A 14,734-nucleotide genomic window follows, 5' to 3' on the forward strand; every position below is an offset into this window, starting at 1 on the left:
GGTTCGTTCAGAAAATGAAAAGAAACAATGTAGCACAGTCATCATCATTACAGAGAACGGGTAAGAAGAAACCGAAAAAACAAAGTAACCGGAAAAAGAAGATAGGGCTGTCTATCCTAGCTTTCATTCTCGTTGCAGGTATATCGTCCTTTGTGTTTCATAAGGAATTATTAATGTTCGGTTTTGACCACGTTGTTGCCCCGACAGTGGAAGGTACCCTTAAAAATTCTTACGTTCCGCTCAAAGATAACAACGGTGAGATTACGGATGCTTCAACAAATCTGGACCAAAGTCCGCCATTCTCTTTATTGCTGCTGGGCACAGATCAGCGGCACAATGAGAACGGGCTGTCCGATTCGATTATTTATACTGTGGTCCGGCCCAAAGATAATAAAGTTCTGTTCGTTTCAATTCCCCGTGATTCCTATACTAAAATTGTTGGGGCAGAGAATGTAAAGGGAGCAAGAAACAATACGAAAATAAGTGCTGCACATTCGTACGGAGGAGCTCAAATGAGTGTGGATACAGTAGAGGAATTGCTGGATGCACCGATAGACTACTACGCTACTATTAATTTTAACGGACTGGTGGAAGTAGTGGATGCGCTTGGTGGAGTGGAATTGCCGATTACGAAACTTATTGAGAACAAGAATCCGGCCCATGAGAAGCTTCGTGTTGAGCCTAACAAACCGATCTATTCAGGTAAAGAAGCCTTAATGTACGTACGATATCGTGAGGATTCCGACTTCAAACGTACGGAGAGACAGCGGATATTCCTTAAGGCGGTCTTAGAACGAATGAAAAATATAAGCAATATCGCTAATATAAATCAGATTATGGGGCTCGCCAGCGACAATTTCAAAACCAATATGAAAGCTGATTTTATGCTGGATTTGGCGAAGAAGGTTATTTTTGAAACCGGCACTCCGCTAATCACCACCCATATGCTGCAAGGCACCGATAAACGCACAGACCAATGGTACTATATTCTGGATGAGGAAGATGTGCGGGATACCCATCAATTGATCGAAGTATGGCTTGATCCGGACACGGCGGCAAGTGAACTGATATCAGAGGATAGTGATGATGCCCTTCAGAATAATTGATCCAAGGGAGAATTTGAATGGTTCATAAGGGGAATAATTATTCCAGTCACGCTCCAGGCATTCACCCGGCAAGCTTTACATTCTCCTTCGGTGACGATATAATGAATCTAATTGTATACGGAGTGAAAAGGAGGAGCCTGCCAACAGCGGGCTCCTTTTGTGTATTTTTAATGGGAAAAATTTACTGATGCGGAGGCTTTGGGATGGAAATGAACAATGAGAGCATCATGGTATGTGTGCATTATGGTCCTCACGGGCAGCGGTTGATCCAAAGAGGGAGCCAGCTGGCCAGACTGCTGCATGCCCCTTTGACTGTACTTACTGTGGATTCAGCCGGTGACAATGAGTATAACCGCGAGAAACAGCAATACCTTTCCGGCTGGGAGAATCAGACGAAAGAAGCCGGCGGACAATTTTTAAACCGCAAATGTAATGGAAAAAAAACCGTTGAGGTCATTGTGGAGACCGCCAGGGAAAAGAATATCACCCAGATTGTGATTGGGCAATCAAGTCAAACTCTCTGGCAGGAGATTACCCGTGGCAGCTTCATCAATGATTTGATGGAACGGCTTGGCCCCACCGATCTGCACATTGTGGCCGTTCAGCGGTATCCCGACCTGCTGGAGCAGACGCATGAGCAGGGGTTTACTGCTTTTTTGGTCAAAGACGGCGGCCGTTACGTCCTCATGGAAGAAGCTGCCGGAAGCGAACCGGTGAAGGGTGTGTTTTTCCGTGAGCTCGACACCGATTTCAATACCGGTCTGTTTAAAATCGTTGAAAACGGTGAGGCGCAATACTTGAGAATTGTGCAGAATGAATGGGTTAAGCCGCGCTAAGGGGATATTATTCAAAATTTAACAAAAGGGGGTGCTGATCCATGCTGCATGTCATTATCTTACTTCCATTTTTGCTGGCTGTGCTGATGCTGATGATTAGACAAAACCTGCGCTTTCACATGGGCTGGATGATCCTGCCTCTGCCGGCGGCTCTGTTCCTTTATTTCCTAACAAGGATTCCAATGATCCTAGCGGGTGACAATATCCTGGACAGCTTCACCTGGATGCCCTCCCTTGGAATCGATATCACATTGATGCTTGATGGGCTCAGCCTGCTCTTTGTGCTGTTGATAACCGGCGTCGGAGCGCTTGTCGTTCTCTATTCGATTTATTATCTTCAGAAGCACACGGAGGGGATCCGGCAGTTTTACATTTACCTGTTAATGTTCATGGGAGCGATGCTGGGGGTTGTACTGTCAGATAATCTGATGGTGCTGTACGGGTTCTGGGAGCTCACCAGCATTTCCTCATTCCTGCTCATCGCCTTTTGGCACCGCCGGGAAAGATCCCGTTATGGTGCGATGAAATCCATGCTGATTACGGTATTCGGCGGTCTGGCGATGTTTGCCGGATTTAATCTGCTCTATGTAATGACCGGTACCTATAGTATCCGCGAGATTGTTGCACAGGCGGGAACTTTAACGGCGAACGCTATGTTTATCCCGGCCATGCTGCTAATTCTGCTGGGTGCCTTTACGAAATCCGCCCAATTTCCGTTCCACATCTGGCTGCCCGATGCGATGGAAGCGCCGACTCCGGTCAGTGCCTATCTTCATTCGGCTACGATGGTTAAAGCGGGGATCTACCTGGTGGCACGGCTTACTCCGCTGTTTGCCGGGCAATCCGAGTGGTTTTGGCTGGTCTCGCTGACGGGGTTGTTTACTCTGATCTACGGGTCGTTCCAAGCCATCAGGCAAACCGATCTCAAAGCTCTGCTTGCATATTCTACCATCAGCCAGCTAGGTTTGATCATGTCTCTGCTGGGGCTCGGCTCGGCGGGAGCCTTTTTTGCCGGCAAAGAGGAAGCCGTCTTCTATACGATGGCTACCTCGGCAGCCCTCTTTCATCTCATCAATCATGCCGTTTTTAAAGGCAGTCTGTTTATGGTTGTGGGTATTATTGACCATGAGACCGGTACCCGCGATCTCCGTAAGCTTGGAGGATTGATGTCGCTCATGCCGGTCACCTTTTCAGTGGCAGTGATCGGAGCGTTCTCTATGGCTGGATTGCCTCCGTTCAGCGGATTCCTTAGCAAAGAAATGTTCTTTACTTCCGTATTGAATATCCGGGAGTTTGATATCCTGAGCTCAGGGTTCTGGATGCAGTTCTTTCCGGTGATTGCCTGGCTTGCCAGTGTATTTACCTTTGTATACAGCATGATTCTCGTCTTTAAGACCTTCGGCGGCAAGCTTCAGGAAGCCAAGCTGGATAAGGCTCCGCATGAAGCGCCGCTGGGACTTTTGCTGTCTCCGGTGATTCTCATTTCACTTGCTGTTGTCTTTGCCTTCTTTCCTGATCTGGTCTCCGTTCCGCTGATTGAACCGGCAATGGCTTCCATCCACACCGGGCTGCTGCCGCCAGAGGGAACCTTCGGGGTATCCATTCATTTCTGGCATGGCTGGACTCCCGAAATATTCATGACGCTTGGCGTTGTAGCTGCTGGCTTGCTTCTATACAGAGGCTACAGCCGGCTGCGGGTACTGGACCGTGAGGCAAGCGGGCGAAATCCACTTAACCGGATGTATGACGGATCGCTCCAGCTGCTGGAAAAGGGTTCGAGACGCTTGACCGATGCCTATATGACAGGCTCCAACCGTCATTACTTGCTGTACATTTTCAGCTTTTTGATTATCGCGCTGCTTGCTGTTCTGGTGAGAGAACCCGGTATAAGCCTTGGGATGGAGCACTATGCCCCATTGTCCTTCTATGAAGCTGTTGTTGTAGCCATCATGCTGCTGGCGGCCTTTGCCGTTCCTTTTGCCAAATCGCGGGTCAACGCGATCCTGTTCACCGGCGCTGCCGGCTACATGGTGACGCTGCTGTTTGTCCTTTTCCGGGCGCCCGATCTTGCACTTACACAAATGATTATAGAGACGGTATCTGTCATTCTGTTCCTGCTCTGTTTCCGGTATTTGCCGAAGCTGAAGAAACAGAAGGAGCCCCTGCGCTTTAAGCTGCCCAATTTGGTTATAGCGCTAGGAGTTGGCATTACGATGACATTCATCGCACTGGCCGCTATGGGCAGTAGTCCCTTTGAACCCATCTCCGAGTATTTCTTAAAAGAAAGCTACAGCCTGGCCGGAGGGAAGAACGTTGTCAACGTCATCCTGGTAGATTTCCGCGGATTTGATACCTTGTTTGAAATCATGGTGCTTGGGATCGCCTCACTGGCTATCTACGGGTTGATCCATTTAAGAATGGAAGCAGATCTGCCGCAGCCGAACCAGGGGAAAGACCTCTCAGCTTTGCCTTTGCGGAGCAATGATGTGATCCTGCAGACGATGTCCAAGGGGATTGTCCTTATTATTCTGATCTTCTCCCTGTATCTGTTTTTTGCCGGGCATCATCATCCGGGGGGAGGCTTTATCGGGGCGCTGATGGCCTCTGCCGCTCTTGTTCTTATGGCGATCGCTTTCGGAATGGATTGGATCCGTAAGGCTCTTCCTGTGAATTACAGGCTGCTTACGGCAGTAGGACTGATGATCGCCATTTTAACAGCGTCAGGTTCATTTATTTTTGGAGCCCCTTTTTTAAGTCATGCCTTCGGCCATTTTCATCTGCCTGTCCTTGGGGATGTAGAGCTGGCGACTGCTGTGCTGTTTGATCTGGGTGTGTATTTGGCTGTGGTGGGTGTCACGATGAACATCATCTTATCGATTGGAGGGGATAAACCATGGAACTCGTAATGGCTGTTGCGGTGGGAATTCTATTTACTATAGGCGTCTATCTGATCCTGTCCAAAAGCCTGCTGCGCATTGTACTGGGAACCTCCCTACTGACACATGGTGTGCATTTGCTGCTTATGACGATGGCCGGGCTCAAAAAAGGCTCAGCCCCTGTACTGGGTAAAGCGGACACTTATGTCGATCCGCTGCCGCAAGCGCTGATCCTTACCTCTATCGTGATCAGCTTTGGAGTCACTGCCTTCTACTTCGTACTCGCTTACCGTTCTTACCAGGCTCTGGGGACCGATGAAATCGACAGCATCAAGGAGGACAAAGAATGAGCAATTTACTGGTGCTGCCGATTCTGATTCCTCTATGTACAGCTGTTATTCTGATTTTCTTCAAAGAAAAGATACGGCTCCAGCGCGGTATTAGTGCAGTCAGCGGAATGTTGAATATCCTGATTGCGGTGCTTTTGGTAGCACGTGTTCACGCTGAGGGCATCCAAACCTTACAGATGGGAGGCTGGGCTCCCCCCTACGGCATTGTCTTTGTAGGGGATATGTTTGCTGTGTTACTGGTAACGATGGCTTCGGTCGTCAGCTTTGCGATTTTGCTCTATTCCTTTCACAGTATAGGAGAGAAGCGGGAGCGGTTCTATTACTACACGTTCTTTCAATTTTTGCTGGTCGGGGTATACGGCTCCTTCCTTACCGGCGATATATTCAATTTGTTTGTTTTCTTTGAAGTGATGCTGATTTCTTCTTATGCTCTGATTTCAATCGGAGGCACCAGGCTCCAGCTGCGGGAAACGTCAAAATATCTGCTCATCAACATCGTATCCTCGACACTGTTTGTTGCAGCGGTTGCTTATCTCTACGCGTCGGTTGGAACGCTTAACATGGCTCATCTGTCCCAGCGTATTTCGGAAGCAGGGCAGGGCGGTGTGCTTAATGTGATTGCTGTTTTGTTTTTAATTGTATTTTCCTTGAAGGCTGGGCTGTTCCTGTTCTTCTGGCTGCCGGGATCGTACAGTGCACCTCCGGCAGCGGTCAGAGCGTTGTTTGGCGCACTGCTGACTAAAGTGGGGCTATATGCGATTATCCGCACGTTCACACTGCTGTTTGTAAACGATCCGGGGTTTACCCAAAGCTGGATTGCCTGGATGGCGGCAGTAACGATGATTTTAGGCGGCTTGGGGGCAGTGGCTTACAAGGATATCCCGCGGATTCTGAACTACAACGTCATTATCAGCGTAGGGTTTGTGGCCTTTGGGCTTGCTGCGGGGACCAGGGATGCACTTGACGGAACGGTCTTCTATCTGCTGCACGATATGCTGGCGAAGGGACTTATGTATATTCTGGGCGGAATTATTATCTCTGCTGCGGGAACCGACCGGCTGAACAGCATGGGGGGTATGATCAAAAAGTACCCGTTCATCGGCTGGATGTTCTTCATCCTGACTCTTGCCCTGGTGGGCATACCGCCGCTGAGTGGTTTTGCCGGCAAGGTACTGATCATCCGCGGAGCTTTGGATACAGGCATGCTGACCTTGTCGCTCATTGGACTTGGATCAAGCTTCCTGGTGCTGTATTCCTTGATTAAGGTGTTCAGACAGGCGTTCTGGGGAAATGAACCAGAGAATGATCAGCCTAAAGTGAGCCTGAAATGGGCTTCGGCTGTAGCTGGCGGACTACTAGTCCTCGTGATTGCCATGGGGATCGGAGCAGAGTTCGTATTTACCTATGTATCGCAGGCTGGTGAAGTTCTGGCCTCCCCCGTGCAATACATTGAAGCTGTAATGAAGAAGGAGTAGAGGAGATGGCCATACAAATCCTGTTTAACCTGTTAATAGCCTTTCTGTGGATGCTGCTGAATACCAATAGCTCGGGTTCCAGCTTCATAGTGGGCTATGTGCTAGGCATTGCGATTTTGCTGATTCTGCGGAAATCCTGGACCCGGCCATTTTATCTTAGACGCTTATGGGCCATGCTGAAGCTCCTGCTGATCTTTTTCCGTGAGCTGGCCATCTCAAACTTTGTAGTGATCGGACATATTCTTCGTCCAAAACTGGCTATACGTCCGGGTATTTTTGCTTATGAAACTGCATTAACTTCAGCCTGGGAAGTCACCTTGTTATCCTGCCTGATCTGTCTGACGCCGGGAACGCTGACGCTTGATGTTTCGGGTGATGGCAAGACCCTGTATATCCATGCTATAGATATTGCAGATGCAGAGGAGCTCGCAGAGCAGATAAAAGGTACTTTCGAACAGGCAATTATGGAGGTGACCCGCTGATGATCTCAGCACTGTTAACTGCATCATTGGTGATTCTGGCTCTGGCGATGCTGGCCTGCCTGTTCCGGCTCCTGAAAGGGCCGACCCGCTCCGACCGGGTTGCCGCACTCGATACGATAGGTATTCATGTGCTGGCCATCATAGCAGTTGTCTCCATGCAGCTGAACACACAGGATTTCCTGGAGATTTATTCTGGTCATCGGTATTCTAACATTTATTGGAACGACAGCGCTGGCTAGATATATTGAACGGGGCGTTGTGGTCGAAGAAGGAGGGGACACCCATGACAGGTGAGCTGATTAGTTCGATTCTGGTGTTGATAGGAGCCATTTTCTGTGCGCTGAGTGCCTTCGGCTTAGTCCGGCTGCCTGATGTATATCTTCGTTCACATGCTGCAACCAAAAGTGCAACGCTTGGGGTGCTTTGTGTGCTGGGCGGAGGATTTATGTACTTCTGGGTTGTGGATGGAACGGTCAGCTTCAAGCTGCTGCTCGCCATCGTGTTTGTATTCATCACTTCACCGGTGGCAGGCCATTTGAATGGCCGGTCTGCCTACCGCTCAGGAATTCCCTTATGGGGAGGTAGTATTCAGGATGATCTGAAGTCTCTGGTGGAAGAGAGTCAAAGAATACCAGGGGAAAAATAGGTATCGCAGAATTACGGATTTGAAGTGGAGGGGGGTTGCAGGAAGGCATGCTCCATGGAATAATCCGGGTATAGGGATTGGCTTGCCGCCAGAATTCAAGCCAATCATCCTCCGGGTGAAGGTTCATTAGAACCTTTTTTACATAACCTCAGTTCGGAGTCCAAGCAGCCATAGGGTGGATTGCTTCATATACGCCAGCTAATCCTCTGCACCAAAGTGTTCGATGGCGAAAGTGTCGTCATAGCAGCTTTTCAGCAAATCCGTTACGATGTCCTTCATCGGGATACAGCCGCTACCTACGGGGATTGCATACATGGCGCGGCCGTTTGCGGTCAATTTAGGCGTTTTTCCGGCATGCACCTCAAACGTACGGTCCTTGCAATGGACATACCTAATATACGGCTTGCATGCGGTATAGGCTTTCAAGGTGTCTTCCCCGCTGTACAGAAAATTCCCGTGAGAGATCCGCGATTTCCTGGACAAAAGACAGCAGCTGCGCGGTAGTTGCAAACGGGGCCTCATATTCAATGGAAGCGGAATCCATTTCTTGTTCGTTCAAAAAGCCCGGGATCACCAGCACCCGTGAAGCGCGGATCTATGAGCCGTAGAGAGGAATGAACGGATCTGCCGGTCTTTCGCTTCCTCACTATCTTCATGGCCGAAATCAAAGAAACCGTACATGCAGCTTACCTAAAGGCTTGTTTTGTCCAGCAGCTCTTTGATCATTTCTTCCTGAGCCGCGTAGCAGGCGGCATCCATCTCTACTGCATCGATCCCGTAGCTTTTTACCAGGGTACCTATTTTTTTCATACTTAGGTCATTCTGTTCGGCAGCCTCCCGGATATGATCGTAAAAAACAGATAATTTCATCTTTGGTTGCTTCTTATAGAACCCTTTGGTGAGATATATCATGACTAATAGTAACGCTATTAAGCGTTATTACTACAAATCACTTGTACTATAAATCACTTGTACTATAAATCCCGGGTGACCGGGTTCTTTGCTTGTCGCGGCCAGAGAAAATAGGAACCTGCGATGAGCAGATCAATGGCGACCACTATTGACCATATCGTGATGATGTTTAGCAGCGCCTCCGTCCGGGCAGGATCGTTAATCCAGGTGATGAGTCCATACAGAATTCCGGCTCCAAGGAGATAAGCGAGCACATGCTTCAGCCAGCTTTTGAAATAATGAACGGCATGTTCCATCCCATAGCGCTTTAGCGGCAGCGGCCCCTGCTTAGTGACGTAATACCGGAAGCGTTCGTCGGCCCAGCTGATCATGCTTTTGCCAAAGACAATGGACACTGAAATATAGATGGCTGCGAGCGCATGCGCTGTGGTGGCGGAGGCGCCCTTTGCCAGATCCATGCCTGCAATCACCAGCAGAATGAGGTCCAGCACCGGAGTCATTGCAAGGAAAAAGAGCCCCAGCTTCTTGCGTTTGAAGATGTAACGAGCCGTAAGTCCGGCGATAATGACCACCCAGAACAGAATTTCACAGGTGACAATTGCCCACGCTACCAGATTCATAATCCACCTCTGCATTCAAATAATGTGTGTTAGATAAGTAAAATTATAGCAGTCGGATTTAAATAATACAACTGTATTATAAAATTGCACGCAGTGTTTCTCCTATGATACAATACGGCTATGCCAAAAATAGTCGATCATTCGGAGCGGAAATCGCATATTGCAGAGGCTACCTGGCGCGTCATTATGAATCAGGGGATGAAAGGAGCCACTGTACGTAACATTGCGCAGGAAGCAGGCGTGTCTCTGGGAGCCTTACGCCATTATTTCACTACGCAGCAGGAGCTGCTTGCCTTTGCCATGAATCTTGTGAAGGAACGGGCAAACGCCAGGATCGAAGCTGTTATCCGTCTCGGCCTGCCGCCTAAAGAACTGGTCACCAGGGCACTGATGGAGATGATTCCTTTAGACGAGAACACCATGGCTGAAATGGAGGTGTGGTTCGCGTTTATCTTTCATGTTAGGAATACGGAGGGGGATCATAGCGGGGTGAACGACGGGGTCTACCCAGGTATATGCAATCTCGTTGACCATCTGGACGAGATGGGCTTATTGAGACAGGGGCTGGATAAGGACAACGAAGCGGAGCGGCTGTATGCCCTGGTCGACGGTCTGGCCCTGCATGCCATGCTTGAGCCTGTGCGGATAGACAAGCAGCGGATCATCCGCGTGCTGAACAGCCATATGGATTCCATTTGCAGGGAATAGAGCGGAAGGGGGATCCGGAGCCGAAGGGAGAAATCAAAGGGATAAATCCCTTTGATTGTGCTGATTCGGGGCCAAAGGGTGAAATCAAAGGGAAAAATCCCTTTGATTGTGCTGATTCGGGGCCAAAGGGTGAAATCAAAGGGAAAAATCCCTTTGATTGTGCTGAACCGGGGCCGAAGGGTGAAATCAAAGGGATAAATCCCTTTGATTTCCGGAAGAAGGTGTTCTCCGGCCTTAACACGGCCGGCAGGACACCTTTTTGCTAGGAAACAGGAGGGCCTGGTTACAAGACTTCAGCACGTCAACAATAGCCAAAGCCCAGTATTGTAAAACATTTGTCCTCATCCCCAGGGGACATTGAGATTTCGATCGTATGCTCCCGGCTGCTTTCATTCTGATAAAGGATGACCGGATTGCAGTGTGTCCAGCTGTTCTCGTGCGGGTCTGCGGTGATCACCAGATCGCCGTCCACGTAAATATTTGCCTTGCCGAATTCGGAGCTGCCGGAATCCTTGAAGATCAGGATCAGGATTCTGCTTGTGATCGTCAGCTTGAAGCCCGCAGGACCTGACGAGGCTGAATGCATCCAGTTATGCGGAAATTCCGCTGTACCGTAAGGGTTGGCATCCATTTCTACCATCTGCAGCTCGGTATCCAGCTCCGTGAAACCGCCTATGTCAATATTCGCAGCATCCATTGGGGTGATCCGGTCCAGCAGTCGAATGCCCGTGTAATCATTCCCGATCACTGGCGGCTGATCCAGACTAATATCACTGCTATCCGTTTCAGCCTTACTGGATTCGGAGAACAGATAAGTCAGACAATCCGCCATAACCCGGTGGCCGTCATTCGTAGGATGATAGATATCATAGAAAAATTGCCGTTTCGAGATGATGTTCCCCTCCGCCTTGGTCAGCTTGAATTGCTCTGATACGGCGTCCTTTACACTGACCATCGGAAGATTATAGCGCAGTCCGACTGGGGAGAGCCGTTCCTGCAGGTTCCAGTCATTCACAAACACACTGAACAGCAGAATGACAGCCGGCCGGTTGTCAGCAGACAAGATTTTCAGGCATAGGCTTTCGTAACAATTCCCCTTCGTTTCATCGCCTTCGTCGTTCACGGCAAATTCCACGATTACGATGTCCGGTACCACGGAGCCCTCCCGGAGAATATCCCGGTCATAACGGATAACGCCAAGTTCGGACGGTGTGCCGCCTACTCCGGCTTTTACAAAATGGATATTCTCTCCACCATCCTTACCGAACTGCTCCTTAAAACCCAAATAGGATTGATAGGCATAACACTCCGTATGTATCGGCTTGGCTCCCGCGCCCTGCGTAATCGAACCTCCGATATAGGCAATCGTAACCTCCTCGCCCCGCAACGCTTTGTCTATAGCAGACTTCAATCTTCGATTGTTCCCTGAATGCATTAGGGACTTCGCGATCATCTCACGGTATTCGTCCGAGCCGAAATGAACCGGTGCTTCCACCGTCAGCTCTGGCACAGAATAGCCGTCATTCAGATAAAAGATTATGCTCGCTGTAGCCAGCTCGCCCGGATGATTGAATTCAAAAGCAAACTTGCCTGGAGCTTCATCATCTGCAGACCATACGAAGTCCTCCAGTCTTAGAATGACCTCCGTTCCATCGCCGGGGCAGGGAATCCGCAGACTGCTGCCGGTTACATACTTATTCGTCTTACCCCAATTCTGGAGCAGAAAGGAGACCTCCGACTGCTTGTTCTTCACTTTTACAGCCACACCGATGCTGTGCACCAGCTTGCGGAAACCGCTCCAGCTTCTCAGCAGCTCAAGCATATGCTCATCCGTTACCCCGCCAATATACCTGGCCTTGTCCGTCAGATAGCTGCCTTCCAGATAAATCTCCTGAGAGGGTTTGCCTTCGGCCCGCACCGTTGCTTCCACGTCTGTTTCGAATAGCACGTAGAACCCGTTTCTCCGCGGGGCGGGATTCTTAGGGGCTTTGGGACCAGCGGCTGTATCACCTGTTATAGTGTTGTAATTGTCTTCCATCGTCCAAATCATCCTCATTAATTGTTATTTTTTGAAGGCGCTTTCCGATCATCTGTAGTGAATACTCTTTTATTTAACCTGCGCCTGCACCTGACAATGTCTCCACTGTAACAGAAACACCGCAAGTCTGGAATGCCTAATCGCTCATTTTAGCCCTCAGCCCACAATTCATCTCTGCTAATTACAAAAAGTATCTAGTTTACACATGGTCGCTGAAACCGCTTTACTTATATAATGTGCCTGAGTCTAGTCTTTGAAAAAAGGTACGGAGGGAAATTTCGAATGATACTTGTGAAGCAAGGGGAAGCCGCAAAAATATACCTGGATCCAACGGCGAAGGAGTATGACGGACTGAGAAGGGTGGCCGGGTCTTTTGCTGAAGATATAAATTTGGTGACCGGGGCCACACCTGAAATCATCACCCGGAAAGAGCAGCTTGGCAGCACTGCGGTTATTGCAGGAGCAGTCGGCGGTAATGACCTTATCGATACATTGATTGAAGCGGGTAAGCTGGACGTAACATCAATCCGGAATAAAAGGGAGTGTTACATCATTCGGCTGGTCGAACAGGCGGCTGACGGGGTGGATCAGGCGCTGGTTATTGCAGGAAGCGATAAACGGGGCACTATTTACGGCATGTATACCATTTCCGAACTGATTGGTGTCAGCCCGTGGGTGTACTTTGCGGATGTGCTCCCGGAGAAGAAACTGCTGCTGGAAATTCCCGATCATCTCCTGAACAGGACCTCCAAAGAGCCTTCGGTGAAATACAGAGGTATTTTCCTGAATGACGATTGGCCGTCTCTGGGCTCTTGGGTTACCAGGGCTTTTGGTGACTTCAATGAAGATTTCTACGACAAGGTATTCGAGCTGATCCTCAGATTGAAGGGGAACTACCTGTGGCCGGCCATGTGGAGCGCCGAATTCAGCCTGAACGGCAAGAGCCACCCGCTGGCGAACGCCAGGCATGCGGAAGAATACGGCATTGTTATGGGCACATCTCATCATGAGCCGCTGTTCCGGGCAGGCAGTGAATGGCAGAAGGTATACGAGCAGTACGGGACAAGTAATCTGTGGGATTTTGCCCGGAACAGGCAGGCTATTACTGCTTTTTGGGAGGACGGAATCAAGCGCAATAAAGATTACTCCAACCTGATCACACTAGGGATGCGGGGGGAGAGCGATTCTGCACTGGAGGGCTCTGACCGGGAAAATATAGAGCTGCTGAAGGATATCATCCGCACACAGAAAGCGCTTTTGAAGAAATATAATCTCGAACATGCACCGCAAATTCTCGCAGTATATAAGGAAGTGGAGAAATATTGGTACGGTACTAACGAGGTAGAGGGCCTCAAGGAATGGGATGTCCTGAACGATGTGACGATTCTGCTGGCTGACGATAACTTCGGCAATCTGCGCAAAATTCCGGCTGGTAAAGAGCAGCAGCGCAGCGCCGGGTGGGGGATGTATTACCATTTTGACTATCACGGAGGCCCGCATTCCTATGAATGGCTGAATACGAGCCCGCTTGAAAAGACCTGGGAGCAGATGTGTATGGCCTTTGATTACGGCATCCGTGACGTATGGATCGTCAATGTCGGGGATTTGAAGCCGATGGAGCTGCCGATCTCTTACTTTTTGGATTTGGCCTATGACTTTGAGGCATGGGGCACAGGTGCAATCAACCGGACAGCCGAATATACCTTGCGCTGGACCCGGCAGCAGTTCTGGCATATCGCAGATCCGGAAGCAATCTCCGGGATTGCGCAGGTACTCTCGGATTACACAAGAATGAATGGACGGCGTAAACCGGAAATTATTAGGCCATTCACCTTCAGCCTTGTCCATTATAATGAGGCCCGGAGAGTCCTGCAGCAGGCGATTAGGCTTGAAGAAGCTGCCGGTAAATATGAGAAGCTCATTCCGGAAAGCCACAAGGACGCGTATTATCAGCTCGTTTATTTCCCGGCGGCTGCCTCGGCCAACGTGGTTAAAATGCAGATTTACGCTGGACTTAGCCAGTTGTTCGCTGAGCGGGGCAGTGTCCTGGCCAATACCTATTCCGAACGGGTCAGCGAAGCAATTGAGCGGGATAAGCAGCTGGAACAGGTCTATAATAACGGAATCTCCGAAGGAAAATGGCGGGGGATGATGAGCTCCGCACATGTAGGTTATGTCAATTGGGACGCGGAAGGCTGGAGTTACCCCGAAGCCAAGACAACTGTGCCGGCTAAAGGTTCACGGATGATTGTCGATGTGGAGGGAACGGAGCAAGGATACACTTCAGGTACAGCGAACCTGCCGGTATTTACGAACCTGCGCAAAGAGAGCTACCGGATTACGGTCAGCAACGGCGGAGATACGGGATTTGCCTATGAAGCGGCCAGCAGCGCGGGGTGGGTCAGGCTGGATAAGCCCACCGGCTGGGTTAAGGAAGGTGAGACTTTGGCTGTCTCTGTGGATTGGGAACAAATAGAGGAGTCTGTGAGCGGTGAGATTATCATTACCGGTGCAGGAGGAACGGTCAAGGTGAATGCGGCAGTAGAATGGATTGACGTCCGGGATGTGCCGCCGCTGACCTTTATTGAAACGCATAACGTAATCTCTATTGAAGCGGAGCATGCGTCATGCCGCGTATCGAAGTCAGGGGTAGAATGGAAGATCATCGAAAACTACGGGCGAACC

At 49.8% G+C, this 14,734-nt stretch carries 12 protein-coding genes and 1 pseudogene; 10 read left to right on the forward strand and 3 right to left on the reverse strand.

All coding sequences use genetic code 11. From position 1 onward, the window contains the following. The 8 genes and pseudogenes from AQR02_RS07715 to mnhG all read left to right on the forward strand — a co-directional run. Window positions 1-1,106: LCP family protein (locus AQR02_RS07715; protein WP_342447446.1), on the forward strand; the 1,106-nt coding region annotated here is incomplete at its 5' end. A 203-nt stretch (window positions 1,107-1,309) separates the two neighbouring features. Then, entirely contained in the window at window positions 1,310-1,942 is a 633-nt protein-coding gene (locus tag AQR02_RS07720; RefSeq protein WP_054940079.1) for a universal stress protein, read from the forward strand. Between the two features lie 41 nt (window positions 1,943-1,983). After that, complete coding sequence (locus AQR02_RS07725) at window positions 1,984-4,848, forward strand: Na+/H+ antiporter subunit A (RefSeq protein WP_054940080.1); 2,865 nt, start codon at window positions 1,984-1,986, stop codon at window positions 4,846-4,848. Then, window positions 4,836-5,168 (forward strand): Na(+)/H(+) antiporter subunit C, encoded by a 333-nt coding sequence (locus tag AQR02_RS07730; RefSeq protein WP_054940081.1) that lies wholly within the window; start codon window positions 4,836-4,838, stop codon window positions 5,166-5,168. The genes AQR02_RS07725 and AQR02_RS07730 overlap by 13 nt, the downstream gene beginning before the upstream one ends. Then, entirely contained in the window at window positions 5,165-6,643 is a 1,479-nt protein-coding gene (locus AQR02_RS07735; RefSeq protein ID WP_054940082.1) for a Na+/H+ antiporter subunit D, read from the forward strand. Before AQR02_RS07730 ends, AQR02_RS07735 begins: the two co-directional genes overlap by 4 nt. 5 nt (window positions 6,644-6,648) lie before the next feature. Continuing rightward, window positions 6,649-7,125, forward strand: a complete 477-nt coding sequence (locus tag AQR02_RS07740; protein WP_054940083.1) for a Na+/H+ antiporter subunit E — start codon at window positions 6,649-6,651, stop codon at window positions 7,123-7,125. Beyond that, window positions 7,125-7,419: pseudogene (locus AQR02_RS07745) on the forward strand (Na(+)/H(+) antiporter subunit F1). Before AQR02_RS07740 ends, AQR02_RS07745 begins: the two are co-directional and overlap by 1 nt. Next, complete coding sequence (gene mnhG / locus AQR02_RS07750) at window positions 7,409-7,771, forward strand: monovalent cation/H(+) antiporter subunit G (protein ID WP_054940084.1); 363 nt, start codon at window positions 7,409-7,411, stop codon at window positions 7,769-7,771. The pseudogene AQR02_RS07745 and the gene mnhG overlap by 11 nt, the downstream one beginning before the upstream one ends. Before the next feature lie 198 nt (window positions 7,772-7,969). On the opposite strand, the gene AQR02_RS07755 is transcribed toward mnhG, so the two are convergent. Together AQR02_RS07755 and AQR02_RS07765 are read right to left on the reverse strand one after the other, a co-directional pair. Beyond that, complete coding sequence (locus AQR02_RS07755) at window positions 7,970-8,254, reverse strand: sugar phosphate isomerase/epimerase family protein (RefSeq protein ID WP_054940085.1); 285 nt, start codon at window positions 8,252-8,254, stop codon at window positions 7,970-7,972. 491 nt (window positions 8,255-8,745) lie between these two features. Beyond that, window positions 8,746-9,303, reverse strand: coding sequence for a hypothetical protein (locus tag AQR02_RS07765; RefSeq protein WP_054940087.1), 558 nt, complete (start codon window positions 9,301-9,303; stop codon window positions 8,746-8,748). Between the two features lie 120 nt (window positions 9,304-9,423). Between AQR02_RS07765 and AQR02_RS07770 the strand changes: the two genes are divergently transcribed. Next, window positions 9,424-10,011 (forward strand): TetR/AcrR family transcriptional regulator, encoded by a 588-nt coding sequence (locus tag AQR02_RS07770; RefSeq protein ID WP_054940088.1) that lies wholly within the window; start codon window positions 9,424-9,426, stop codon window positions 10,009-10,011. Window positions 10,012-10,312: 301 nt separating this feature from the next. Here AQR02_RS07770 and AQR02_RS07780 read toward each other — a convergent pair whose 3' ends face one another. Further along, window positions 10,313-12,049, reverse strand: a complete 1,737-nt coding sequence (locus tag AQR02_RS07780; RefSeq protein WP_054940090.1) for an SGNH/GDSL hydrolase family protein — start codon at window positions 12,047-12,049, stop codon at window positions 10,313-10,315. Between the two features lie 282 nt (window positions 12,050-12,331). Here AQR02_RS07780 and AQR02_RS07785 point away from each other — a divergent pair. Continuing rightward, window positions 12,332-14,734 (forward strand): glycosyl hydrolase 115 family protein (locus AQR02_RS07785; protein WP_245237205.1); only part of this gene is annotated, 2,403 nt, incomplete at its 3' end.

This window comes from Paenibacillus ihuae (genome assembly GCF_001368795.1).
Taxonomy (GTDB): domain Bacteria; phylum Bacillota; class Bacilli; order Paenibacillales; family Paenibacillaceae; genus Paenibacillus_AQ; species Paenibacillus_AQ ihuae.